Here is a 24,835-nt window from a genome sequence, read left to right as displayed (position 1 = left end):
TGGCCGGACACCCTGTCCAGGCCACGGACGACCGGACCCGGCGCCGTGCCGAGACGGTCGGCGAGGAAGCCCCTGGTGTCGCCGTCGGCGATGAAGCAGATGTCGTGGCTGTCGGGTTTGTCGGCCACCATGAGCCCGCGCCGCGCGGCCTCCTCGCGGACCTGGGCCTTGGTGGAGTCACCCAGCGGGAAGATCGCATGGCCGAGCTGCTCCCTGGTGAGCACGCCCAGCACGTACGACTGGTCCTTGCCCGCGTCGGGGCTGCGGCTCAGCACGCCGTCGGAGGTGTAGGTCACGTGGCCCTTTCGCGCAGGCCCGTCTCCGCTATGCTCGATCTTGATCGGTTCGGGGGTGGCGCCGAGGAGGAGAGAGTCATATGGAAGGCATCGATCTCCATTTTCAGGCGCTCGAACGGTGCCGTACGAAGGTGGGAAAGCTGGCCAACCGGATTCGTGACGAGCTCAGCGATGATCACCCCGCCCCGCCGTCCAACACCTCCGACTACGGCGACCTCACCGGATCCGCCGCGCTCGCCGGTCTCGTCGACACCCTTGAGGGGTTGATCCACGAGGAGCTCCAGCAGGTCAGAGAGAAGCTCGGAGGCGTCGAACACGCCCTGGAGACGGTGCAGAACAACGTCAGGGGGGCGAACGACGCCAGCGGACCCGGAGAGCGGTAGTGGCCGCCTTGGACGATGTCGCAGTGGCTCTTGGCAAGCTGCCCGGCGGCAGTGATCTCGCCGATCTCAGGGAAAAGGTGAGTGGCGCCCCGGCGGTGATCCGCACGGTCATGACCCGCTGGCGGGGGACGGCGAATGGGGCGAACGAGCTCATGGGCAATCTGAAGACCACGGTGCTCGACGTGGACCACGCCTGGCAGGGTGCCTCCGCGGATGCCTTCTGTGCCTACATGCAGATGTACGACAAGGCCGGCGACGGATTCCACGACGCACTGAACAACTGCGCGGCCTCCATCGGAGAGGTCGCCACGAAACTGACGGACGCGAGCTCGAAGGTCAACGGCATCTGCGCCACCCTCCTCAACCAGGTGGAGACCCACCGTAGGAACAACCCCGACACGGAGGAGGAAGACCTCAACAAGACCTTCGGGCCATGGGTCACGACGGCCGTCTCCGACGCTCGCGAGGCTGTCAAACCCGCCGAGGAAGCCGTGGGCAAGGCCCTGACCACCCTGCAGACACACGCGAAGGACAAGCTTGCCCACTTCGCTCTCATCAGGTCACCGGGCAGTGACTCCTCCATACCCACCTCCGGCTGGCAACGGACCCCCGGCTATCGGCCGCAGATCGAAGGCGGCGGTCCCGACGGTTCCGGCGGCAACGGCTCGGGCGGGTACGGCGGCGCGCCCTCGGGCGGCGGGGTCCCCGCGCCGAAGGAGGAGGTCGTGGAGTGGATCAAGGAGGCGCTCACCATCCTGCGGGACCACGGCGTGGCCGTGAACCCGGACGACCCGGCGACCATCGACAAGATCTGGACGGTCATCTTCCACGAGTCGGGCGGCAACCCACAGGCGATCAACAACTGGGACTCCAACGCCGCCGCAGGCATCCCGTCCAAGGGACTCATGCAGACGATCGACCCCACGTTCCAGGCGCACAAGCAACCCGGCTACAACGACATCTGGAACCCGGTGCACAACATCATGGCCGGTGTCCGCTACACCATCAGCCGCTACGGCTCCCTGGACGGTCATCCCGGCATCGCCTCCCTCAGCGATGGCGGCGGCTACAAACCGTACTGACCCCTCACCGAACATGAGCGGCCCTCCGGCCACCGGCGGCACGGCGAAGATCGGCGTGCCCCTTAGGGTGAGGGAATGAGACTCACGAAATTCGGGCACGCGTGTGTTCGCCTGGAGAAGAACGGTTCCACGCTCGTGATCGACCCGGGCTCCTTCAGTGAGGAGTCCGCGCTCGACGGGGCCCAGACCGTGCTCATCACCCACGAGCACTTCGACCATGTGGACGCCGACCGGCTGCGCCGGGCGGCCGAGGCCAACCCCTCCCTGGAGATCTGGACCAACGAGGGCGTGGCCGCCACGCTGACCGACGTCCCCGCGAAGACCCAGGTGGTACGGCACGGCGACGCGTTCGACACGGCCGGCTTCGGGGTGCGGGTGGTCGGCGAGTGGCATGCCCCCAACCACCCGGACCAGCCGATCGTGCGCAATGTCGGCTTCCTGGTGGACGAGGAGGTCTTCTATCCTGGCGACGCGTTCACCCCGCCGGGCGTCGAGGTGCCCACGCTCCTGGTGCCGACCAACGCGCCATGGATGAAGCTGGCGGAGATGGTGGAGTACCTGCGCCTGGTCCGCCCGGCCCGCGCCTTCTCCACCCACGACGGCCTGCTCAACGACATCGGGCTCGGCCTGGTCGACAGGTGGCTGGAGATGGAGTCGGAGAGGCAGAAGGCCGAGATGCGCCGCCTCAAGCCCGGCGAGTCGGTCACCCTGCCCTGACCGGAGCCCTGACCTGGGCCGACCTCATGCCCGGGTGGGGCATGTCCCGGCCTGTCGAACGCCCGCCCGTATCGGGAGGCGACCGGCACGGACGCGTTCCCGCGGCCGCGGGACGAACGCCACCGGAGCGCGGGCCGGTGCTCCGCCCCGCACTCCTGCGATCGGGTCAGGAGGCCGAGGCGATGGTGGCCGAGCCGATCACGGTGTCACCGAGGTAGAGCACCGCGGCCTGGCCCGCCGCCACCCCGGTGGCCGGGGCGTCCAGTGCGATGTGCACCTCCCCGCCGGAGAGCCGGGCACGACAGCCGTACACCTCGCCGTGCGCGCGGAGCTGGACCGTGCAGGTCAGCGGCTCGCGCGGCTCGCCGGTCGGGCCGTTCCAGACCGGGCGCTCCGCAACGATCTCCGAGACCGCCAGAGACGAGCGCGGACCGATCGTGACCGTGTTGGAGACCGGCTCGATGGACAGCACGTAGCGCGGACGGCCGTCGGGGGCCGGCCGGTCGATGCGCAGGCCCTTGCGCTGGCCGACCGTGAAGCCGTAGGCGCCCTCGTGGCCGCCCACCACCTCGCCGGACTCGTCGACGATCGGACCCGGCGCCGTGCCGAGGCGGTCGGCGAGGAAGCCCCTGGTGTCGCCGTCGGCGATGAAGCAGATGTCGTGGCTGTCGGGTTTGTCGGCCACCATGAGCCCGCGCCGCGCGGCCTCCTCGCGGACCTGAGCCTTGGTGGAGTCACCCAGTGGGAAGATCGCGTGACCGAGTTGCTCCCTGGTGAGCACGCCCAGCACGTACGACTGGTCCTTGCCCGCGTCGGGGCTGCGGCTCAGCACGCCGTCGGTGACGCGCGCGTGGTGCCCGGTGGCCACCGCGTCGAAGCCCAGCGCGAGGGCGCGGTCGAGCACCGCCTCGAACTTGATCTTCTCGTTGCAGCGCAGGCACGGGTTGGGCGTGCGGCCGGCGGCGTACTCGCTGACGAAGTCCTCGACCACGTCGCGATGGAACCGCTCAGCCATGTCCCAGACGTAGAAGGGGATGCCGATCACGTCGGCGGCCCTGCGGGCGTCTCGCGAGTCCTCGACCGTGCAGCACCCGCGGGCGCCGGTCCGATAGGACTGGGGGTTGGCGGAGAGGGCGAGGTGGACACCGGTGACGTCATGGCCCGCCTCGGCGATGCGGGCGGCCGCCACGGCGGAGTCGACGCCGCCGGACATGGCGGCAAGCACACGAAGACTCATAACCCCTTGAGCGTACCCGCGTTGGCGGGCGCCCCGTCGGGCTGGGAGAATCCGGGGTCATGCGACTGTTCGGGCGGAAGAACGAGCCCGCCGCCGACCCTGCTGACGGTATCGGCGAGTTCTGGGCGTGGTGGGCGGAGGCGAGACCGGAACTGGACGCGATGGTCGCCGCCGGCGAGGCCGAGCGGCTGGCCGAGTGGATCGGGCCCGCGGTACTGGTCGTCCACCCATCGCTGGTGTGGGAGATCGCCCCCGGCCTCGACGCCGACCAGGCCCTCGTGGTCACCTCGGCCGGCGACCCCGAACTGCGCCCCATCGCGCACCGCTGGGCCGCCGCCGCACCGCCCGCCGACGCCCTGTGGGAGTTCCACCCGTCCCGGCGGGCCAATCCGCACGCGATGGACCTCACGCTCGACGTGGGCGGCTACGAGTTCGCGCTCGACAAGCTCGTGCTCGGCCTGCGCGCCCCGCACGGCAACCCCCGGGTCGACGTGGTCGCCTACCATCCGATCTTCACCATTCTCGACGACGAGACGCGCACCGAGGCGGCACTGCTCGCCCTCGACTGGCTGCTCGGCGAGGACGACGTGGCCCGCTGGGTGGGCGACATCTCCGCCGCGGCCTTCGAGCCGATCGACGCGGTGCCCGCCGTGCACCTGCCGAGCGTGGTCTCCGATCTGGCCTCCGGCTACCGGGACGAGCAGTGGGCGCTGCTGGAGGGTGAGACCGCCACCGGCGCCCGCCTGATCGCCACCGCCCGGTACCCGCTCCGCCCGGTCGACCACCCGCTGTTCGACCAGCACATCGCCATCACGCTGCCGTACGCGCACCGCGACGCCGAAGGGCTGCCCACCGGCCCCTCGCTGGAGGCGCTGCGCGACTTCGAGGAGCGTCTCGCCGGGCGGATCAGCAGGCTGAACGGCCAGGCCCTGCTCGCCGCGCACATGAGCGCCGAGGGGCAGCGGGTGCTGCACGTCTACGCCGACCCGGTGAGCGAGACGGCCATCCACGCCAAGGAGCTCATCGTGAGCTGGGAGGAGGGGCGGCCCCGGGTCGACGTGGTCGGCGACCCCGGCTGGATCGCCATCTCGCCCTTCCTGACCTAGTGCCCTGAGTCAGAGGTTCGCCGACAGGCCGACGGTATGAGGCGAGAGCGCCGAGGACTTCTTCGGCGGTCTTGGTCCAGGCGAAAGGCCCGGCCCTCGACGTCAGGTCCTGGACACCCTTGCGGGCAGTGACTCGCAAGAGGGTTCCAAGTCGTCTCACGTATCACTGGTGACGGATCATCCGAGCCGAGAAGCACCGGAAAGAGGAGAGACGATGCGCAGGATCGTCCGTGGAACGCTGCTGGCCACCGCGCTCGTGCTGGGACTGCCCGCCGCGGCGAGCGCGACGGCCCAGGGCGACTTCCATCTGGGGACGGTCAGCTCCGGTTCCGGGCATTCCGGGTACGCCAAGGCGCGACTGTGGGTCACCGGCTTCAACCAGAGCCACTTCACCGCGTACGGCAGGATCTACGACCGAGACCGCCACCCCGGTCACTGCGCCTGGGTTCGTGCCAGGTTCCACTACCAGAAGGGCGGGCCGTCCTGGTCGCCGGTGCGCTGGTCCTGCGCCTCCTCCGGGTACAAGGGCTACCTTTTCGAGACCAAGGGCCAGGTCAAGAGGATCGATCTCAAGGTCTGTGTCTACCAGCCGAAGCGGAACACGCTCTCGCACTGTCGGGTCGAGACCACCAGGGACGAGGACCTCGCGAACTGACCCACTGAGGCGGTGCCCGGGCACCGCCTCAGTGGAGCCGCTCGAAGAGCGTCCGCCACCGGTCGGGGTGGACGAACGCCACCACCGTGCCGCGGTCCGGTCCGGCCTCGTCGAACACACCGCCGCCCCGGAGATCGACATGGAGATCGTTCGCCGCAACCCGGCCACCAGAGGATTCATCCCACTGCCGCGCCGCTGGGTCGCCGAGCGAACCCCGCGCCAGCCAGTGCTCACCGGTGCTTGGCCCGTGACCACGAAACCCTGCCCACCAGTTCCGAAGCCGTGATCCATCTCGCGGTGATCGGCAACATGACCCGCCGCTCAACTGGTGAGAACACCTCAACCTGGCGCGACACCTGAAGCCGAATCAGACGGAACCCGTAGGATCAAACACCCCTTCAAATGGGGTGCAAGTCGTACACCAGCGCTGATCCCTAGCGTTGCCGCAGGTTCGCGCGCCCGACGTTTCCGAAGGACGGGCCTGGACCGGTACGGCTCGGGCGCCCCCGGGCCCGCGGTGACGATGAGAGGAAAGTGCATGACGGACTCCAAGACGGGCCAGGACGTCGCCCTCGCGCGGATCGGCGACTGCCTGCGGGACGGATCGACGGACCTCGATCTGTCCGGACTCGACCTGGACACGCTGCCTGGCCCCCTCGGCGATCTCACACACCTCACCGCACTTGACCTGAACCACAACCAGCTGACCGCCCTGCCCGAGTCGCTGGGCAACCTCACCGGACTGACCTGGATCAACCTGAACTGGAACCGGCTGACCGCCCTCCCCGGGTCGATGAGGAACCTGACCCGTCTGGACCAGCTCGGCCTGGCCAGCAACCAGCTGACCGCCCTGCCCGAGTGGCTGGGCGACCTCACCGCCCTGACCTGGATCAACCTCGGCGCCAACCAGCTGACCGCACTACCCGAGTCGACGGGAAACCTCACCGCCCTGAGCCGGATCACTCTTTACGACAACCGGTTCACCGCCTTCCCCGGACCGCTGGAGAACCTCACCGCCCTGAGCCGCATCGAGCTGGACGGCAACGGACTGGCCGCACTGCCCGAGTGGCTGGGCGACCTCACCGCCCTGACCTGGCTCGACCTCAATGACAACAGGCTGACCGCACTGCCCGAGTCGCTGGGAAACCTCACCAAGCTGGGCGGACTCGGGCTAGGCGGCAACGAGCTGACCACACTGCCCGAGTCGATGGCGAACCTCCCCCTCACCAAGCTCAACCTGAGCCAGAACCGATTCACCACCCTCCCCGGATGGCTAGGGGGCCACCCCGTGAGCGAAGGCGACTATATCTACTTCAACATCATTTGAGAGCCCGTGACGAGCGGCGCGGCGCGGCCATCCTGTCCCTGCCACAGCGTCCGCAGGCGGTGAAGGGGCCTCCCGCCGTACGGAACCGTTCGGAGCTGTACGGATCAGCTCAGACCCGCGCGGCGGGCGCGCTCGACGGCGAGGCCGATGATCTCGGCCAGCCGGTCCACCTCGGCCTCGGTCGAGGTGTGGCCGAGGGAGAAGCGCAGCGAGCCGCGCGCCCGGAATCCGTCGGCGCCCATCGCGAGCAGGACGTGGGAGGGCTGGGCGACCCCTGCCGAGCAGGCCGAGCCCGTCGAGCACTCCACGCCCTTGGCGTCCAGCAGCATGAGCAGCGCGTCACCCTCACAGCCGGGGAAGGAGAAGTGGGCGTTGCCCGGGAGGCGGTTCACCGGGTCGCCGTTGAGGATCACATCGGGCACCGCCTCACGGACCCGGCGGATCAGGTCGTCGCGGAGCGCGGCCAGCCGGGTCGAGGTCTCGGCCTGCCGGGCCACCGCGGTCCGCACGGCCGTGGCGAAACCGGCGATGGCGGGGGCGTCGAGCGTGCCGGAGCGGACGTCCCGCTCCTGACCGCCACCGTGCAGCACCGGCACCGGGTCGACGCCCCGGGCGAGCAGCAGCGCGCCGACGCCCATCGGGCCGCCGACCTTGTGACCGGAGAGCGTCAGCGCGTCGATCCCCGAGTCGGCGAAGACCACCGGGATCTGACCGACCGCCTGGACCGCGTCGGTGTGAAAGGGGACGCCGTACTCGCGGGCCACCTCGGTGAGCGCGTGGACGGGCTGGACGGTGCCGACCTCGTTGTTGGCCCACATGACGCTGGCCAGCGCGACGCTGCCCGGGTCTCGCTCGATGGCCTCGCGCAGGGTCTGCGGATGCACCCGGCCGAACTCGTCGACGTCGAGCAGTTCGACGGTCGCCCCCTGGTGATCGCTCAGCCAGTGCGCGGGGTCCAGGACGGCGTGGTGCTCGACGGCGCTGATCAGGATCCTGTCCGCGCCCCCGGCGCGGCGGGCCCAGTACAGGCCCTTGATGGCCAGGTTGTCGGCCTCGGTGCCGCCCGCGGTGAAGACGACCTCGCTGGGACGGACGCCGAGCGCGGCGGCGATGGTCTCTCGCGACTCCTCCACGACCTGGCGGGTACGACGGCCGGCGGCGTGCAGGGATGACGCGTTGCCGACCTGGCCCAGTTGGGCGGTCATCGCCTCGATCGCCTCGGGAAGCATCGGCGTGGTCGCCGCGTGATCGAGATAGGCGGACTTCACGGCCGCATCCCCTCCCCCACATCGCTGTCAACCTTCCAAGGGTATCCGTGCCCGCGAAGGGCCTCATCCCCGGAGTTGACCACTAAACCGTCCAGACGGTACAGTAACTGGCATGAGACGGGGTGAACTGTTGGACGCGGCAGAGGATCTGCTCTCCGACCAGGGCTCCCAGGCGCTCACCCTGGCGACCGTCGCCGAGCGCGCCGGATGCAGCAAAGGCGGCCTGCTCTACCATTTCAGCACCAAGGAAGCCCTGATCAAGGGCATGGTCGAGCGGCTGATCGAGGAGTTCGACGAGCTCATCGCCGCCCAGGGCCACGACACCTACACCAAGAACTACCTGGCGGCCACGTTCGCCGCCGTACGGAGCGGCAGGCTGCGGCGCTGGGCCGTGGTGACCGGAGCCTCCGGCAACCTCTATCTTCTGGCACCGCTGCGGGTGGCGATGGCCCGGTGGCATCGCGAGGGGCTCGACAGCGAGCCCGACCCGGAGGCGGCGCAGATCGTGCGCCTCGCCTGCGAGGGACTGTGGGACGTGGCGAGCCACGACCCCGATCTCTATGACGACGAGCACTACGAGACTCTGAAACGGCGCCTGCTGGCCATGCTGCCTTAATAGGCCCCCGACACCTTTTCCCTGGTTCCCCTGGTTCCCCTCACTCGCCCGCGCGCCTGATCGCGGGCCCGGCCAGGGAGAACCCATCACACAGATTGGTGGTCGCTTCCGCACGCGCGAAAGCGACCGTCTTTGGTGTGCCCGTTCACCGGTTTGTCAAAACATTTATTGAAGGGATTGAGCATGACCCGCGACCTGAGAACAGCTCGAACCGGGGCGGTTCTCACATTCGTGCTGGCCGGTCTGATGTGTGGATCGATGACCGTGCGCATTCCGGCGCTCTCCGACAAGCTCGGCCTGTCCGAGGCGTCGGTCGGTGTCACCCTCCTCGTATGGGGGCTGGGAGCGCTCGTCACCATGCAGTCGATGCGCGCCGTGATGGCACGCTTCGGCAGCCGGAGCATCCTCCGGGTCGCAGCCCCCCTCACCGCGACCGCCCTGGCCCTGCTGGCCGTGGCGCCGTCGTTCCCCCTGGCCGTGGTCGCGAGCGGCCTGTTCGGCATGGCGTTCGGCGCGGTGGACGTCGCGATGAACGCGCAGGGATCGGTGGTCGAGCGCGCCTACGGCCGCCCGCTGATGAACGGCATGCACGCCGGCTGGTGCGCCGGAGCGATCGGCGCCGGCCTGCTGGGCACCGCGGCGATCGCGGCAGGACTCTCGATCACCACCCACCTGGTGCTGGTCGCCCTGCTCGCGCTCCCCGCGACGGTCCTGGTCAGCCGCACCTACCTGCCCGACCCGGTGGCGGCGGCCGGCGCCGCCCCCGCCGCGCCCCGCCGCCGGATGCCTCCGATGATCTACCTGCTCGGCGTGATCGCCTTCTGCGCTTTCATGGTGGAGGGTACGGTCGCCGACTGGAACGGCCTGTACCTGCGGGACGCGCTGGGCGCTCCGGAGGCGGTGGCCGCCCTGGGTTACCCGATCTTCGAGGCGGGCATGCTGGCCGGGCGCCTGGCCGGTGACCGGGTCCGGGCCCGCTTCGGCGCCCGCGGCATGATGGCCGCCTCGGGCCTGGCCACCGCCGCGACCTTCGGCGTGGTCATCACGGCCCCCAGCGCGCCGGTCGCCCTCGCGGCCATGCTGTTCGTGGGCGTCGCCGTGGCGACGGTCTCGCCGATGGCCATGTCCCTGGCGGGCGAGGCGACCGACACCCCCGGACCCGCCATCGCCCAGACCGGTGCGATGGGCTACGCGGGACTTCTGCTGGGCCCGGTGATCATCGGTTTCCTCTCCGATCTGGCCACGCTCAGGGTGGGCCTCGGCATCGCCGTGCTGCTCGGTGTCCTGATCGCCGTGGTCGCGCGCTTCCTGCCCCGCCACCGCGCGGCGGCCGTCCCCGCCGAGACCGCCAGGCGGGAGCTCTCGATGGCGGCCTGACCCGGGAACGCGAGACGGCACCGCACATGTCGTGCGGTGCCGTCTCACGTTCGCGTCACCCCGCGGGTAAGCCGTACCCCTGCCGGATCACTTGCGCTTGGTGACCTCCTGGGTCAGCTGCGGAATCACTTCGTGCAGATCGCCCACGACGCCGAAGTCGGCGAGCTCGAAGATCGGCGCCTCGGGGTCCTTGTTGATCGCGACGATCGTCTTGGCGGTCTGCATGCCGGCCCGGTGCTGGATGGCACCGGAGATGCCCGCCGCGATGTAGAGCTGCGGCGAGACGGTCTTGCCGGTCTGGCCGACCTGGAACTGGTGCGGGTACCAGCCGGCGTCGGTGGCGGCGCGGGACGCGCCGACGGCCGCGCCGAGCGAGTCGGCCAGCTCCTCGATGATCGAGAACTTGTCGGCCGAGCCGACACCCCGGCCACCGGAGACCACGACCGCGGCCTCGGTGAGCTCCGGGCGCGCGCCCTTCTCCTGCTTGACCCGCTCCACGATCCTGGCGCTCTTGGCGGCCTCGGACACGGTGAAGGAGACCTGCTCCTCGGTCCCCGCACCCGCGGCGGCCTCGACCGGCGTCGAGTTGGGGCGGACCGCGATGATCGGGGTGCCCTTGGTCACGCGCGACCTGACGTTGACGCCGCCGCCGAAGATGGACTGGTCGGCGACCAGGCCGTCCTCGATGCCCACGACGTCGGTCAGCACACCAGAGTCGATCTTGATGGCGAGGCGGCCGGCGATCTCCTTGGCCTCGGCGGTGGCGGCCACGAGCACCACGCTCGGCGACTTCTCGGCCACGAGGTGGGCGAGCAGCTCGGCCTTGGGGGCGACGACGTAGTCGCTGACCTCGGCGGAGTCGGCCACATAGATCTTCTCCGCGCCGTACTCGGCCAGCTTGGCCGCGGCCTCGGGCGAGTAGCCGGCGCCGGTCCAGACCGCCGACGGAGCGCCAAGCTTCCTGGCGAGGGTCAGCAGCTCAAGGGTGACCTTTTTGACCTGGCCCTCGACGTGCTCGACCAGAACGAGAATCTCAGACATTTCCAGCTACCCCCGTTCTCAGACGAACTTCTTCGACGCGAGGAAGTCGGCGGCCTTCACGCCACCGTCGCCCTCGTCCTTGACCACCGTGCCCGCCGCGCGCGGCGGAGCGGCCGCGAAGTCGACGACCTCGCTCCAGGAGCCGGCCAGCCCCACCTGGGAGGCGTCGACCTCGGCCTCGGCGACGCCGAGCTTCTCGACCGGCTTCTTCTTGGCGGCCATGATGCCCTTGAAAGACGGGTAGCGCGGCTCGTTGATCTTCTCCACCACGGAGACGACGGCGGGCAGCGAGGCCTCGACCCTGTCGTAGCCGTAGTCGGTGACGCGCTGGATGGAGATGGCGCCCTTGTCGATCTGGACCTGGTTGGCGAAGGTGAGCTGCGGCACGCCGAGACGCTCGGCCAGCATGGCGGCGAGGACCCCGGTACGGGCGTCCGTCGACTCCGAACCGAGTACGACCAGGTCGAAGCTGATCTTCTTGAGAGCCTGCGCCAGGGCGTGCGAGGTGCCCAGCGCGTCCGAGCCGTGCAACGCGTCGTCCACCAGGTGGACGGCCTTGTCCGCCCCCATGGCCAGGGCCTTGCGGATGGTGTCGCTCGCCTTGTCGGGACCCATGGTGAGAACGGTCACCTCACCGCCATGAGCCTCCTTCAGACGTAGCGCCTCCTCGACCGCGTATTCGCACAGCTCGTTGATGACGCCGTCGGCGGCGTCGCGATCGAGCGTCTTGTCATCGGACCTCAGCTTGCGCTCGGTCGCCGTGTCGGGGACCTGCTTCACGCAGACGACGATGTTCATGGCTGGTGGCCGACCTCCCGTGGTCGCTTACGCCACCGCGTCACTGCGGTTGGCGCCGGATACTCGGTGCGTACACGCGGGGCACGTGCACACTGTGCCAAGACTGCCAGGTGCCCGAGAGCGCCGTGGCAGCGGGTGGCCCGGTTGGGACACGCCCGTCCCTACCCCGAGCCTATGTTACTTATCAGTAGCTTGGCCGCAAACCGCCAGGCAGGACGGCCGGCGACCGGGACCTCGGAGCCCCCAGGGACCCCCGGACCACCATACCGAACTATATTCCGGTGCCTGCTCGCGGGCCCCTTACTCCGGAAACGTACCCCGGGAATTGGCCTGACTAGCTTCGTGCGCTCAGCTGGCCACCAGGATCCCGACCAGGACGAAGACGACGGTGCCCAGCGCGAGCGCCAGGGTGATCGTGCTGAAGAACGCGCTGAGGGCCGCCCACAGCGCGACGGCCCCGGCTCCCGCGGACAGGTCGAGGATCGTGCGTCCGCGGTCCCCGCGGGCGAACAGGGCGATGCCCGCGTCGACGAGCATCGCCGAGCCGTACCCGGTCAGCAGCAGCAGCGCCACCTCGGGCAGCGGTTCCCTGGCGGTCGCGGCCATCAGCGAGACGAGCAGGCCGGTGCCGACGACCCAGCGGCGGTGCAGCACGACTCTGCGACGCTCGCGGGCCTCCTCCAGTGTGGGCCTGCCCTTCTGCGGGCGGGGGCGGTCGCCCGGCCGCCACTCCCGGGTGGTGAGGCCGTGCATCCCGTTCTCCACCACCGCACGGGGCCGTGGCGGACCCACCACCGGGGCCGCACCCAGCCGGGCCGGCAGCGCGCCCGCGTCAGGCCGGGCCGCGGGGTCGCGCAGCAGGCACTCCCGCAGCAGCGGCTCCAGCCACCCGGGAACACCTTCGAGGTCGGGAGGGTGGTGGACGACGCGGTAGCCGATCGCCGACGCCGGGCCCGTGCCGTAGGGGTGCCGCGCCGTGGACGCGTACGCCAGCGTCGCCCCGAAGGCGAAGACGTCGGCCTCGGCACCGGATCCGGTGCCCTCCAGCACCTCGGGCGCCAGGTAGCCGGGCGTGCCGAGCACCGCTCCCGAGGCGGTGACCGAGGGCGAGTCGAGCGCGCAGGCGATGCCGAAGTCGATGACGACCGGCTCGCCGTCGCTCAGGATCACGTTCGCGGGTTTGAGGTCGCGGTGCACCACCCCCGCGGCGTGCACGGCCGCCACGGCCTCGGCCAGACCGCGTGCCAGCCGTACGAGATCGTCTCCCGCGACCGGCCCGTCCGCGCCGACCACCTCGCTGAGCGGGCGACCCTGCACGTAGCGGGTGACCAGGTAGGGGCGCGCCCCGTCAAGGGAGGCGTCCAGGACCTCGGCGACGTGCGGGCCCCGGACCAGCCGCATGGTCTCCACCTCGCGGGCCAGCCTGGTCAGCGCCGTCGCGTCGGCCGCGACGTGGGGATGCAGGATCTTGACCGCCACCGTACGCCCCTCGGGGTCCAGAGCCAGGTGGACCTCGCCGAAACCTCCGGCCCCCAGTCTCGACAGCAGGCGGTAGGGGCCAAGACGTTCACCGTCCGGTGCGACCATGCGACTCCTTCCGGTGGATCTCCTCCATCGTGCCGCAGAGAGGGCGATCCCGCATCGGCTGGATGTCAGGAAACCCCCATCAATGGACGCGGGATACAAACCAGAGGTTTCCCATCGACCACATCCGGTAACCGGGCTTGGGACCGGCTTGGTATCGATCTTCAGGAATCGCCCAGGAGGCCGGGGCCGGCCTCGCCCCGGAGAACGCCGGTGCCCGGGGGTCTCACCCGGCGGGACCGGCCGTCGCGTACGACCTCGACCGGCCCGCCCGCGCCGGCGGGATCGTCACTTCCAGAACGTCAGGAACCCGAGGCCGAGGCTTGTCATCAGGTCGTCGAGGAGGCCGCCGACGAGATCGAGCGCGCCCATCGCGCCCTCGTTCGCCGACTGCCGCCACTGCGCCGTGAGGTTGTCGACGACATCGGTCGGCTGCTGCCACGGGGAGAAGGAGGGAACCACGCTCAGCGCGGCCATCACCGCGAAGAACGCCAGCGTGCCCAGGACGATCGTGGTCACCATGCCCGCGCCGGGGCTCCGGATGATCCCGCTCAGCGCGCGGGCGACGGCCTTGCGCGGCTTGCCGCCGCCGGGCAGGACGAACAGCCCGGCCGCGAAGGCGCCGGCCGCGTAGGCGGCCGCGTGGTTCTTGTTCATGTCGCCCGCGTAGACCAGGACCCCCCACACGCACATGCCGAACATGGCGGAGAGCAGCGAGGTGACCAGCGTCGCGAAGGTGGCCCTGATCAACGCCCACGGGGTGCCGAGCAGCGCGAGCAGCGGGTCGGTGGCGCTGCTGCCCCTGATGGAGCGGCGCTGGACCAGGTCCCCGAACAGGTACTCCCCCACCCGCAGGCAGAGCGCGGCGGCCAGCGCGAACACGCTCACCACCACCGGCAGCATGCAGGCCACCGCCACCAGGATCGTCAGCAGCAGGAACGCGGCCAGCGGGTGGCTGGCGCGGTAGCGCTCCTGCGGCGGGGTCCTGGGCGCGGGTGCGGGCCGCTCCTGCGGCGGGGTGTGCGGCCGCGCCTGGACCGGCGGCGGATAGTGCCTCGACGGGCCGGTCGGCGGCGGCGCCGGGTATCCGGCCACCCGCTGGTCGGGGTAGGGCGGCGGTGCCGCCCCCCTGGCCTGCGCCGAGGGCGTCGCGGGGACGTAGGGCGGCGGCTGGGGGGCCGGGACGTACGGCGGCGGGGCGGTCCCCGCGCCGGACGCCTGGCCGGACGCCTGCCTCGGCCTGCGCTCGCGCCGCTCCGGCTTGGCGTACTCGACCGGCGGGAGCAGGTCGGCGTAGCCGTCGTCCTGCGGCAGGACGCGGGTGCCGTTCGGCGGGGGCGGCGGGGGCGGCGGACTCTGGCCGTCCAGAATCCTGGTGCCGTCGGCGTTGAGGACCTTCGTCCCGCCGTCGAGGACGGCGGTGGGCGGCGTCTCGTGGAAGGTCGTCACCGTCGGGTCGAGGGCGCGGGCCATCCGGTGCAGCTCCGTCGCGGACGGCCGGGCGGCGGGGTCGACGGCCAGTGCCCGCTTGAGCCAGCCTCGCAGCCAGACAGGGGCCTTGTCGACGTTCGCCCGGCCCTCCATGATGTTGAAGCAGACGACTTCGAAGCTGCCCGTGCCGAACGGCGGCTGACCGGTCGCGCCGAAGAAGACCGTCGAGGCCAGCGCGTGCACGTCGGCCGCCTGGGTGATCTCGGAGTCACGGATGATCTCCGGGGCGAGGTAGCCGGGGGTGCCGACGAACATGCCGGTCTGGGTCAGCCTGGTCGCGTTGACCAGGTGCGCGATGCCGAAGTCGATGACCAGCGGGTCACCGTTGACGATCATCACGTTGGACGGCTTGAAGTCGCGGTGGATGACATCGGCGGCGTGGATGGCCACCAGTGCCGCGCACATGCCCTGCGCCAGCCGGATGACCTGGTCCGCGGGGAGCGGGCCGTCCTGCAGGACGGTCTCCTCCAGCGTGCGCCCGGGGGCGAACCGGGTCACGATGTAGGGCTGCCTGGCCGTCAGTTCGGCGTCGAGCACCTCGGCGACGTGCGGGCTGCGCACCCGCCGCATGGTCTCCACCTCGCGGGTGAGCCGGTCGCGGGCCTTGAGGTCGGCCGCCACGTGCGGGTGCAGGACCTTGACGGCCACCTCGCGCCCGTCCTCGTCGATCCCGAGGTGGACGACGCCCATGCCGCCCTCGCCGATCTTTCTGAGCAGCCGGTACGGGCCCAGCCTCTCGGGCGCCCGCGTGTCCCCCGTCATCACGCCGCCTTCTTTCGTAGGTCGCTCAGTTCGTCCACCACCGTTCCGACGTCGACCGGTGTCCACACCGCCGGCCGTGCCCTGTCTCCCACGGTGCCGATCGCCAGGAAGACCATCAGCGCCGCCACCGCGCCCAGCGCCGCGGCGGCGATCATGGCCGCGCCGCGGGACGGCAGCAGTGATGCCAGCGTACGTCGCATCTGGCGGCTGGGGCCCTCCACACCGGGTCCGGCGCAGACGGTCCAGAGCGCGACGGCCGCACCCCAGCTCAGCGTGTTGGCGATGGGCATGCTCCCGACCAGCACGGCGAGCAGGAGCGTCACCGGCAGGCCGAGGATCAGCGCGTACGGCACCAGGGCGACGGTGATGCCGATCGACTTCAGGAGCGCGGCCGGCTGGCCGAGCACCCGGAGGACGTCGGTGGCCGCCTCGCCGGCGGTCCTGCGGGCGTTCAGGGCCGGCTGGGCGATGTCGGCGGCGCGAAGCAGGATCGCCACCGGGATGGCCACCGCGGCGACGATCAGCGGGGCGATGACCGCCGCGATCGTCATGATGACCAGCATCAGCACGCTCACCACCCCGTACGCCCTGGAACGCTGCAACGCGTGCCCCGGCCGCTGCCCGGGGTGGAGCGGCGACGGCGCGGGGTACTGCTGGGCCTGCTGGGGGTACTGCTGGGCCTGCGTGGGGGGCTGGGGGTGCGAGTAGGGGTAGGGCGGGGGTGCGGGGGTACGGACGTGCGGGGTCTGCTGCTGATCGAACGGGGCCTGCCGCTGCGGGTAGGGCTGCGGGGTGCCCGCCTGCGGCGCCCGGCCCTGCTGGCCCGGCTGCCCCTGGTAGCCACCCTGCTGGTTCTGGTGGCCCGGCTGGCCCGGCTGGCCCGGCTGGTTGGTGTACTGACGGATGTATTCCTGCAGGTCCTGAGGGCGGACCCGCTGGGTGGGGATGTCCCCGTCGGGGACCGGCGCGGTGAAGCCCCGGTCATCGCCCCTGGCCCCCGGCTGGTCACGGACGGCGGAGACGGGCGGGGAGCCATGGACCGCGCCCGGGGTGCGGGTGGGCACGTCCTCCGGAGCGAGCATGCCGGTGGGCAGGTCGTGCGCGGACTGCTGGGCCGCCGCCTGGCGCAGTTCCTCGGGGGTCACCCGGCGGGTCGGCCACGGGTCGGCCTGCTCCTCGCCGAGCAGCGAGACGTACTCGTGGGGCTGGGCCATGGGGGTGGGCGGCCAGGGAGTGGGCGGGACCGCCGGGCGGGACGCCACCGGGGTCGGCACGTCGCCGGGATCGCCGCGGAACCCGGGATCACCGCGGAGACCCGGGTCAGGGGCGGCGCGAAAGCCGGGAGCGGGGGCGTCGAACTCCGCGACCGTGGTGATCTCGTCCGGCACCCGGGGCCGGCCGGTGTCCGGCAGCAGACGCCCCACCTGCGCCGCCAGCTCGGCGGCCGAGGGTCGCCTGGCCGGGTCGCGCTGAAGCGCGGCCCGCAGCACCGGCTGGAGCTCACGCGGGACGGCCTCGACGTTCGCCTTGCCCGCGGTGATGTTGTAGAAGATCATCTCCAGCGTGCCCTTGCCGAAGGGCGGCTGGCCGGTGGCGGCGAAGACCAGGGTGCCCGCCCAGGCGTGCACGTCGACCTCGGGGCCGGCCTCGTGTCCCTCGATGATCTCGGGGGCGAGGTAACCGGGCGTGCCGATGAACATGCCGGTCTGGGTGAGCCTGGTCGCGTCGACGGCCTGGGCGATGCCGAAGTCGATGAGGACCGGCTGGCCGTCCAGGATGAGGACGTTGCCGGGCTTGAGGTCGCGGTGGATCACGCCGACCGAGTGCACGGCGGCCAGCGCCGACGCCACACCGTGCGCGACCCGCAGCAGCGCGGGCAGCTCCATGGGGCCGTCCTGCTTGACCACCTCGTCCAGCGGCCGACCGGCGACGTACCGCGTCACGATGTAGGGGCGGTGGCCGGTCACGTCGGCGTCGATGACCTCGGCGATGTGCTCGCTGCGCACCCGCCGCATCGTCTCGACCTCACGCGAAAGGCGGCGACGGGCGACGTCGTCGCCCGCCACCTCGGCGCGGAGCACCTTCACCGCGACCTGTCGGCCCTGTGGGTCGACCGCGAGGTGAACCACCCCCATACCGCCCTCACCGAGCCGCCGCAGCAGCCGGTAAGGGCCCAATCGGTCGTCCTGATTCATGGCATGAAGCACCATATCGGCTTAGACCCCGCCCATGAGATGAACCATCGGGCCACATTTTCCGACTGAATAACGTTCACAGAACCCCGACGGTTTCCCGATTCCCGCTCTCACTTAATCTCATTTTCGCTTCAGTTCGCCAGACGGAGAACCTGCGCCGTTTTCAACCCTGCCAGCAGGGAGCCCGGCACCGCCAGCTTGGAGCGGCGGACCCCGCTGCCGATCACGACCTCCGGATGGGCCGCCACCGCCTCGTCGACGAGCACCGGCCAGTCCTCGGGCAGTCCGAGCGGGGTGATCCCGCCGTACTCCATGCCGGTCAGCGTGACCGCGTCGTCCATCGGCGCGAACGAGATCTTCCGCGCGTCCAGGTGACGCCGGACCACGCCGTTGACGTCGGCCCTCGTGGTGGCGAGCACCATGCACGCCGCGTAGCGGACCTCCCCCGCGCGCCTGGCCGCCACGATCACGCAGTTGGCCGACTCGCCCAGGCCCACGCCGTAGCGCTCGCAGAAGGCCGCCGTGTCGGCCAGTTCCGGGTCGATCTCGGCGACCTCGATCTCGCCGAGGCCCCCGTCGGGCCCGCCGACCGCCCGCGCCACCGGCTCGGCCAGCAGGTCCGGCCGCTCGGCGGCACTCGTCCAGTCAAGTGTTCCGATCGCCATCGCCGTCTCATCTCCCTTGGTTTTCCTTCGCACCGAAGACCTTACGGCCGCGCCGGAGAACTCAGGAGGTCGCGCTCAGCACCCGGCGGTGCAGCTCGGTGACCGTCCTCCTCGCCGACTCCATCGCGCCGGCCTGCCAGGCGATCAGCTGGGTGAGCCAGTCCCCGGCGAAGTAGACCCGCCCCGCCGGGCGCTGGAGGAGGGCGAAAGCACCCTCGTGGGAGGGCCAGCCCACCCAGCCTCCCTCGATGTACGGCGTGCGCCGCCAGGCGATCGAGACGCTGGAACGCAGCTCGGAGCGGTACTTCTCACCGTGGATCTTCTTGCCCTGGGTGAGCGCCCGCTTTCGACGATCACTGTGGGAGAGCGCGCCGTAGAGGTCGGCGTTCGGTCCGACGTTGTAGTAGCCGACCAGCAGGCCACCGCGGGAGTGGTAGCCGTGGGAGGGGTACCAGATGTGGGTGATGTCCAGGTCGGTCTCGGTGACACCGCCGTAGATGCGGTCGTCGATCTCCCACCAGCGTCTGCCGTACTCCAGACCGATCTTGCCCGCGGAGACCGGGACGGGCGTGCGGAGCGCGGCGGTGACCGGGGTGCCGAGGTTGTGCGGCAGGCGCGCGAGCAGGTGGGGCGGCAGGGTCGCGATGCAGTAGTCGGCGCGGACCGTGCCGCCCCGGTGGGTCACCTCCACCCCGTCGGGCAGGTTCCTTATCCCGGTGACCGGGGTGCCCGTCCTGATCCGGTCTCGGCCGACCGCGTCGGCGAGCGCGCCGGCGATCGTGTCCATGCCGCCCACCGGCTGGAACATCGGCATCGCCTGGTCGTAGCCGAAGTCCATGGTGACGGCCCTGCCGGTGCCCGCGGCGAGCACGTCCCGCAGCGAGGGCGTCGCCCCCAGGGGAACGCCCCGGTCCACTCCCGGATAGGTCTCGAAGCCCCGCCGTTCCGAGCCTCGGTAGGTGAGGTCGGAACCCAGGTCGCCGAAGCGCCGCAGGAACTCCGCCAGCCGCTCGCGGTCGTCGGCGGTGAGCCTGCGGTTCAGCGCGCCGGCGTTGCTCGCCTTGGCCAGCAGCTCCGCGACGTAGCCGTACAGGTCCGCGCGGGCGGTACGCGCCCGGACCGGGGCGGTCATGTTCTCGTTGTAGACGTACGCCGAGGCGTTGTTGTTGACGAACGTCTCGATGGGGACGCCCAGCTCGCGGCAGTAGTCCATGGTGACCATCCACGGCGCGATCCGCCCGGCCCCCGCGTTGAAGTAGGTGCCCTCCTCGAACGCGGCGGTCTGCGGCTCGCCGCCCAGTTCGTCCAGCCGGTCGCCCGTGCGCAGCGTGATGGTCCTGCCGCCCACCCGGCCGGACGCCTCCAGGACCGTGCAGTCGTATCCGGCCTTGCCCAGCTCGTAGGCACAGGTCAGCCCGGCGATACTGGCACCGAGGACGACCACCTTGGCCGCCGCCTTCCCGCTGAGGGAGAAGTCGGAGGGCTGCGGGGGGGTGAAGTCCTTCTCCTGGGACTCCGGGGCGAGGCCGAGCGCGCCCATGGCCGCGAACATGGCTCCGGCACCCCCGGCCGCGCCCACCCCGACCAGCAGTGCCCTGCGCGTCAGTCCTCCGCCTCTGCCGGGGGCGGCCTGGGCGGCGGGCTCCGTCTCGTCACTCATCGAAGGTCTTCAAGGACATCGGGCACCGCCGGGGGTCGGCTCGAAGGGGACATGGAAGGAGGATCAGCCGTAGATGCCGCTGCCGCAGGCGACCTGGCCGCCGATCATGGCGAAGACTCCCAGCAGGGCCATGATCTGGGAGAAGTCGTCCGTGGTGAACTCGGTGTGCCGGGGGCCCACCGCCCGCACACCGGGAATGAGCGCGCATCCGGCCGCGATGGCCGTGGAGTTCCACTCGACGCCGAGGGTGAACGGCGGCTCGGGGGCGCAGAGGCGGAAGTCGGCCACCCGGTCGAGCGCGCGGGCGGTGGCCTCGCGGATGCGGGCCTGGGCGACGGCGGGCGGCAGGAGTTCGGCGGCGAACCTGTCGATCCCCTTCTTGACCGCGACGGTCTCCACGTCACCGAGCAGTTCCCTGGCCTCCTCGCAGACCGCCTCGTCCCCGGTCACCAGGACCACCGGCACGCCGAGCGTCCCGGCGAAGGAGGCGACGAGGCGGGTCTCGCCGCAGACCTCGCCGTTGAGGTGGACGTTCTGGATCTCCCTGCCCATCCAGGTGTGGTTGAGGACGCCGTGCTGGACACCGGCCCGCGCGTGGTAGCCGACGAAGCAGGCCGCCCGGTGGCTCGCGTCGAGTCCCTGCCCCATCCGCAGCGGCTTGCCGGGACCGCGGAGCAGGGTCGCCCGCTCGTCGAGCAGGTCGATCCTGAGGTTCTTGGTCGAACCGTGCGCGTCGTTGACGCGTACCGCGGTGGCGCCCGCGTCGAACGCCCCCTCGATGACCGCGTTGGCGTCGCCGGTCATCAGCTCGCAGCCGCGCTCGTAGCCCCGCCCCCCGGCCTGCATCTCCTCGGGGTCGGTCAGGCCGGTGACACCCTCCATGTCGACCGAGACGTACACCTTCACGCCGTCCCCCACGTCTCGACGCGCCGCGCCTCGTCCTCGGTCATGAAACCGATCTCCCCATCCATGAAGTCGTGAACCTGCTTGCGCCACGCTTCGGGAATCTCCGCGATCGCCGGCCGGTAGCAGCGGTCCAGCCAGGCGGTGGAGGACTCGGTCGCGCGCAGGTACCCGGCCGCCGCGCCGAAGACGGTGTCCTCGATGCCGGGCACCCTGGCGCAGCCGTACTCGATCATCTCCTGGCCGCCGTACGGCGGCGGCTGCTGCCACCTGCGGGCGACCGGGCGGCCCGCGGTGATCGTGGTGCGGAGCGGGCGACGCTCGACGGCGGCCTGGATGAGCTCCTTGTACAGGCACTTGCCGCAGGTCCCGCAGGGGCCGTTCACCCCGCGCAGGCACCAGCGGACCTGCTCACGCAGTTCGGAACCGAGGGCGAGCCGCATCGTGACGGCCTCGCTCACCCCGCCCACCGGGAGCACGATGTGCAGACCGGCCGCGGCGAACGCCCGCCCCCAGGCGCCGTGCGGCGCCCACATCGGGTTGTCGGGTGTGTAGCGGAGCAGGTAGCGGTCGCCTCCCAGCCAGCGCGAGCCCAGCTCGTAGCCGAAGGCCAGGCCCCCCAGGTCGAGCTCGTCCGCCAGCAGCAGCGCGCCGGCGGCGACCGCGTGGTGCTCGGGGTAACCGGGGCGCGGCTCGGCGAGCGTGAACTCCAGGTCGGAGCGGACGACGGTCAGCTCGCGCCCGGTCCTGGCGGCCAGCGCGGCCAGCACGTCGGAGCGGTAGTGGGTCCACCGGTTGGGCACCCGCGGGTGGGAGACCCGCTGGAAGTGCACGAAGGACGCGTCGGGCAGCATCGCGGCCACCGCGACCGAGTCCGCCCCGCCGCTGTAGGAGATCGCCAGCCTGTCACCCGACCGCGCCCGTCCCCCTTCGGGGCCGGCCTCGATCCCCCAGCCGTCGCCGATCGCCCCCGCGAGCTCCGGTGAGATCGGCCGGTCGAAGGTGACGCGGCGCCGGGTCCACGGCGCGACCACGGTCCACGCGGCGAGGGCGAGCAGGTCGGGGTGGATGTCACGCGGGGCTCGCGGCAGCTCGACCCGGAACGAGTTCGTGGCCAGCTTCAGCGGCTGGCCGTCGGCGCAGCGGCCGGTGACGTCGTCCTCGGGGTCCAGCCGGAACGACAGGTGCCAGGTGCCGTCGTCCGCGCTCCAGGTCACTCTCACGCGGTGCCCCCGGCGGTCCTGTCCGGAATGCTCCCACGCTCCCCGGAACCCGCGGCGCGGTCCACGGCCTGCCAGAGCAGCACCTCGTTCTGCAGGACCCCGTCCAGCGCGACCGCGGTCTCCTGGGCCAGCCGGTGGGCGTCGTCCCAGCGTCCGGCCCGCGCGGGGTCGAGAGCGACCCCGGCCACCCGCGCGCGGAGCTCGACGACCTCCGCGCGCAGCGAGGTGACCTCCCTGGCCAGCGTCTGGACCTCCCAGAGCGCGTCCTTGACGTCCTGCCGGTGATCCGCCCTGGAGATGTACCGGGAATCGAACCAGCCGAGGACCGCCCGCCGCAGCGGAGCGGGCACCAGCGCACGCTTCACCAACCGCACCATAATCCGGCACGATACCGGCAATTTTTCATCACCCATCACCGATCCCGGCAAGCCGGATGAGTGCCTCAGCGGCCGGTGAACTCGGCCTTCGACCTCTCGGAGAAGGCGCGCATGCCGATCCCGGCGTCGGCGGTGGCGAACATGCCGGAGAACTGCAGGCGCTCGATCTCCAGGCCGGTGTCCAGGTCGGTCTCCAGGCCGTGGTCGACCGCCTGCTTGGCGGCGCGCAGCGCCAGGGCCGGCCCCCCGGCGAACTGGGCCGCGTACGCGAGGGCCTCGGTGTGAACGTCGTCGTCGGGGACCACCCGGTCCACCAGGCCGATGGCCAGCGCCTCGTCGGCGGCCACATGGCGTCCGGTGAAGATGAGGTCCTTGGCCTTGGCCGGGCCGATGAGCCTGGGCAGCCGCTGGGTGCCCCCCGCGCCGGGGATGATGCCGAGCAGGACCTCGGGCTGGCCCAGCTTGGCCGACTCTCCCGCGATCCTGATGTCGGCGCACAGGGCCAGCTCGCAGCCGCCACCGAGCGCGTAGCCGGTCACGGCCGCGACGACGGGCTTACCGATTCTCGCGACGGCGGTGAAGCAGTCCTGCAGGGTCCGCGAGTGGACCGCCATGTCCGCGTACGACATGTCGGCCATCTCCTTGATGTCGGCCCCGGCCGCGAAGACCCGTCCCCCGTAGAGGACCACGGCGCTCACGTCCCCGTCGGCGTCCACCTGCCGGGCGCACTCGGCGATCTCCAGCTGGACCTGCCGGTTGAGCGCGTTCATCTTCGGCCGGTCGAGCCTGATCGTCGCGACCCCGTCGGCCTTCTCCACCCGCACGAACTCACCCATGGACGTCCCTCCGTCAAGATTCACAACGCGACCGGTCCGGTGCCGGTCGCGCCGTGATCCAACATAGAGCGCCGCTCAGTTGACGGGCATGGCCAGGTCCCTGCTCCCCGCCGCGCTCCCCGCCGCACTCGCCGCCGCACTCGCCGCGACGCGCTCTTCCGCCCGCCTCGACGGCCCGGCGATCACCCTGCGGTAGATCGCCTCGTACGCGCGGGCCATCGTCTCCAGCCCGAAGAAACGCTCCGCCCGGGAGCGGCAGGCGTGCGGGTCGAGCACGTCGGCCGCCTCGATGGCGGCGGAGAGCTCCGCGGGGGTGCCGCGGATGAATCCGGTGACCCCGTCCACGACCACCTCGGGCACCGCGCCCCTGCCCAGGGCGACCACGGGCGTGCCGCAGGCCATGGCCTCGATCATCACCATCCCGAACGGCTCCTCCCAGACGACCGGGAAGACCAGACATCTGGCCGCGGCCAGCAGTTCGCGTTTGCGGGCGGTGTCGGCCTCGCCGACGTATTCGGCGTCGGGACCCAGGCGTGGCCCGACGTGGGCGTCGAAGTAGTCGTGCTCGGTCTTCTCGGTGAGCTTGCCGGCCAGCAGGATGCGCCGCCCGGCCGCGCGAGCGGCGTCGATGGCCAGGTGGGCGCCCTTGTCCTCGCTGAACCTGCCCAGCCAGAGCGTCCAGTCCTCCTTGCGTTCCCTGAAGGGGAACGCCTCGACGTCGACGGCGTTGTGGACGACCCCCGCCCAGTTCAGGTCGGGGGCGATGCGCCGCTGGGCCTCGGAGATGGCGACCATGGACATGCCCGCGCCGAGCACCCGGTAGTACTCGCCGTACTCGCCCCCCACCTCGCCGTGGCAGGTGATCACGGTCGGCGCGGCCTGCGCGGGCGCGGTCAGCGGGCCGGCCAGGGAGTGGTCGTGGATCACGTCCACGACGAGCTTCGAGCTCATCGCGTACGCCCTGGCGGCGTGCAGGACCTCGGGCAGCGCCTCGCCGATCCGCTCGGACGGCGCCCGCCCGTAGGTGGCCAGGAAACGCGCCGGCGTCCCGGCCGTGCCCGCCCCGATCATCGTGACGTCGTGCCCGCGCCGGGTCAGCCCGGCGACGAGGCCCGCCACCATCGACTCGATGCCCCCGTAGCCGCTGGGCGGTACGTCGTACCAGGGCGGCGCGACCATCAGGATGCGCATGCCGTTGGACCACCCCGGGACAGCTCTGGAAGAAACCATGGCGAC

Annotated in this window: 22 protein-coding genes and 1 pseudogene; 8 read left to right on the top strand and 15 right to left on the bottom strand. The window is 71.2% G+C overall.

The window, feature by feature from the left end; genetic code table 11:
- Window positions 1-29: 29 nt before the first annotated feature.
- Window positions 30-281, bottom strand: a pseudogene (locus ACFQVD_RS39965) (tRNA 2-thiouridine(34) synthase MnmA); the annotation flags it as partial.
- A gap of 95 nt (window positions 282-376) precedes the next feature.
- Here ACFQVD_RS39965 and ACFQVD_RS39960 point away from each other — a divergent pair.
- The 3 genes from ACFQVD_RS39960 (at window position 377) to ACFQVD_RS39950 (ending at window position 2,478) form a co-directional block, all read left to right on the top strand.
- Entirely contained in the window at window positions 377-679 is a 303-nt protein-coding gene (locus ACFQVD_RS39960; RefSeq protein WP_343976830.1) for a hypothetical protein, read from the top strand.
- A 23-nt stretch (window positions 680-702) separates the two neighbouring features.
- Window positions 703-1,761 (top strand): transglycosylase SLT domain-containing protein, encoded by a 1,059-nt coding sequence (locus ACFQVD_RS39955; protein ID WP_343976833.1) that lies wholly within the window; start codon window positions 703-705, stop codon window positions 1,759-1,761.
- A gap of 75 nt (window positions 1,762-1,836) precedes the next feature.
- Complete coding sequence (locus ACFQVD_RS39950) at window positions 1,837-2,478, top strand: MBL fold metallo-hydrolase (RefSeq protein WP_343976836.1); 642 nt, start codon at window positions 1,837-1,839, stop codon at window positions 2,476-2,478.
- 166 nt (window positions 2,479-2,644) lie between these two features.
- Here the strand turns inward: ACFQVD_RS39950 and mnmA are convergent, their stop codons facing one another.
- Entirely contained in the window at window positions 2,645-3,715 is a 1,071-nt protein-coding gene (gene mnmA / locus ACFQVD_RS39945) for a tRNA 2-thiouridine(34) synthase MnmA (protein WP_343976839.1), read from the bottom strand.
- Between the two features lie 59 nt (window positions 3,716-3,774).
- Between mnmA and ACFQVD_RS39940 the strand changes: the two genes are divergently transcribed.
- From ACFQVD_RS39940 to ACFQVD_RS39930, 3 genes are all read left to right on the top strand, one after another.
- Window positions 3,775-4,821, top strand: a complete 1,047-nt coding sequence (locus ACFQVD_RS39940; RefSeq protein ID WP_343976842.1) for a DUF695 domain-containing protein — start codon at window positions 3,775-3,777, stop codon at window positions 4,819-4,821.
- 214 nt (window positions 4,822-5,035) lie between these two features.
- The gene (locus ACFQVD_RS39935; protein ID WP_343976845.1) at window positions 5,036-5,476 is read left to right on the top strand and encodes a hypothetical protein; all 441 of its coding nucleotides are present in this window, start codon (window positions 5,036-5,038) and stop codon (window positions 5,474-5,476) included.
- Window positions 5,477-6,014: 538 nt separating this feature from the next.
- Window positions 6,015-6,803 carry a leucine-rich repeat domain-containing protein gene (locus ACFQVD_RS39930; protein ID WP_343976848.1) on the top strand — a complete coding sequence of 263 codons (789 nt, stop codon included), beginning with the start codon at window positions 6,015-6,017 and terminating at the stop codon, window positions 6,801-6,803.
- Window positions 6,804-6,907: 104 nt separating this feature from the next.
- Here ACFQVD_RS39930 and ACFQVD_RS39925 read toward each other — a convergent pair whose 3' ends face one another.
- Window positions 6,908-8,071: a cysteine desulfurase family protein gene (locus ACFQVD_RS39925; protein WP_343976851.1), complete on the bottom strand. Its 1,164-nt coding sequence runs from the start codon at window positions 8,069-8,071 to the stop codon at window positions 6,908-6,910.
- A gap of 112 nt (window positions 8,072-8,183) precedes the next feature.
- Here ACFQVD_RS39925 and ACFQVD_RS39920 point away from each other — a divergent pair, with 112 nt between their 5' ends.
- A complete protein-coding gene (locus tag ACFQVD_RS39920; RefSeq protein WP_343976854.1) occupies window positions 8,184-8,687 on the top strand; it encodes a TetR/AcrR family transcriptional regulator in 504 nt (167 codons plus the stop codon).
- A gap of 183 nt (window positions 8,688-8,870) precedes the next feature.
- Entirely contained in the window at window positions 8,871-10,064 is a 1,194-nt protein-coding gene (locus ACFQVD_RS39915) for an MFS transporter (RefSeq protein ID WP_343976857.1), read from the top strand.
- Window positions 10,065-10,151: 87 nt separating this feature from the next.
- Here ACFQVD_RS39915 and ACFQVD_RS39910 read toward each other — a convergent pair whose 3' ends face one another.
- The 12 genes from ACFQVD_RS39910 to ACFQVD_RS39855 all read right to left on the bottom strand — a co-directional run bounded on the left by ACFQVD_RS39910 (window position 10,152) and on the right by ACFQVD_RS39855 (window position 24,790).
- Entirely contained in the window at window positions 10,152-11,105 is a 954-nt protein-coding gene (locus ACFQVD_RS39910) for an electron transfer flavoprotein subunit alpha/FixB family protein (RefSeq protein WP_343976860.1), read from the bottom strand.
- Between the two features lie 18 nt (window positions 11,106-11,123).
- Entirely contained in the window at window positions 11,124-11,903 is a 780-nt protein-coding gene (locus tag ACFQVD_RS39905) for an electron transfer flavoprotein subunit beta/FixA family protein (RefSeq protein WP_343976863.1), read from the bottom strand.
- A 348-nt stretch (window positions 11,904-12,251) separates the two neighbouring features.
- Window positions 12,252-13,490: a serine/threonine-protein kinase gene (locus ACFQVD_RS39900; RefSeq protein ID WP_343976866.1), complete on the bottom strand. Its 1,239-nt coding sequence runs from the start codon at window positions 13,488-13,490 to the stop codon at window positions 12,252-12,254.
- Window positions 13,491-13,775: 285 nt separating this feature from the next.
- On the bottom strand, window positions 13,776-15,740 hold the full coding sequence (locus ACFQVD_RS39895) for a serine/threonine-protein kinase (RefSeq protein WP_386273674.1): 1,965 nt from the start codon (window positions 15,738-15,740) through the stop codon (window positions 13,776-13,778).
- On the bottom strand, window positions 15,740-17,935 hold the full coding sequence (locus ACFQVD_RS39890) for a serine/threonine-protein kinase (protein ID WP_343972872.1): 2,196 nt from the start codon (window positions 17,933-17,935) through the stop codon (window positions 15,740-15,742). The genes ACFQVD_RS39895 and ACFQVD_RS39890 overlap by 1 nt, the downstream gene beginning before the upstream one ends.
- A gap of 131 nt (window positions 17,936-18,066) precedes the next feature.
- Window positions 18,067-18,600 carry a YbaK/EbsC family protein gene (locus tag ACFQVD_RS39885; RefSeq protein ID WP_343972876.1) on the bottom strand — a complete coding sequence of 178 codons (534 nt, stop codon included), beginning with the start codon at window positions 18,598-18,600 and terminating at the stop codon, window positions 18,067-18,069.
- A gap of 61 nt (window positions 18,601-18,661) precedes the next feature.
- Complete coding sequence (locus tag ACFQVD_RS39880; protein ID WP_343972879.1) at window positions 18,662-20,260, bottom strand: flavin monoamine oxidase family protein; 1,599 nt, start codon at window positions 20,258-20,260, stop codon at window positions 18,662-18,664.
- Window positions 20,261-20,323: 63 nt separating this feature from the next.
- Window positions 20,324-21,166, bottom strand: coding sequence for a M55 family metallopeptidase (locus ACFQVD_RS39875; protein WP_343972882.1), 843 nt, complete (start codon window positions 21,164-21,166; stop codon window positions 20,324-20,326).
- On the bottom strand, window positions 21,163-22,386 hold the full coding sequence (locus ACFQVD_RS39870) for a DUF6395 domain-containing protein (protein ID WP_343972885.1): 1,224 nt from the start codon (window positions 22,384-22,386) through the stop codon (window positions 21,163-21,165). Before ACFQVD_RS39870 ends, ACFQVD_RS39875 begins: the two co-directional genes overlap by 4 nt.
- Window positions 22,383-22,751 carry a hypothetical protein gene (locus ACFQVD_RS39865; RefSeq protein ID WP_343972888.1) on the bottom strand — a complete coding sequence of 123 codons (369 nt, stop codon included), beginning with the start codon at window positions 22,749-22,751 and terminating at the stop codon, window positions 22,383-22,385. Before ACFQVD_RS39865 ends, ACFQVD_RS39870 begins: the two co-directional genes overlap by 4 nt.
- 77 nt (window positions 22,752-22,828) lie before the next feature.
- Window positions 22,829-23,599, bottom strand: a complete 771-nt coding sequence (locus ACFQVD_RS39860; protein WP_343972891.1) for an enoyl-CoA hydratase/isomerase family protein — start codon at window positions 23,597-23,599, stop codon at window positions 22,829-22,831.
- A 75-nt stretch (window positions 23,600-23,674) separates the two neighbouring features.
- Window positions 23,675-24,790, bottom strand: coding sequence for a glycosyltransferase family 4 protein (locus ACFQVD_RS39855; RefSeq protein ID WP_343972894.1), 1,116 nt, complete (start codon window positions 24,788-24,790; stop codon window positions 23,675-23,677).
- Window positions 24,791-24,835 lie beyond the last annotated feature (45 nt).

This window comes from Streptosporangium amethystogenes subsp. fukuiense, from assembly GCF_042665875.1.
GTDB classification, from domain to species: Bacteria; Actinomycetota; Actinomycetes; order Streptosporangiales; family Streptosporangiaceae; genus Streptosporangium; species Streptosporangium fukuiense.
The sequence above is the reverse complement of the archived record's forward strand: the minus strand, read 5'-3'. Positions and strand labels throughout refer to the sequence as shown.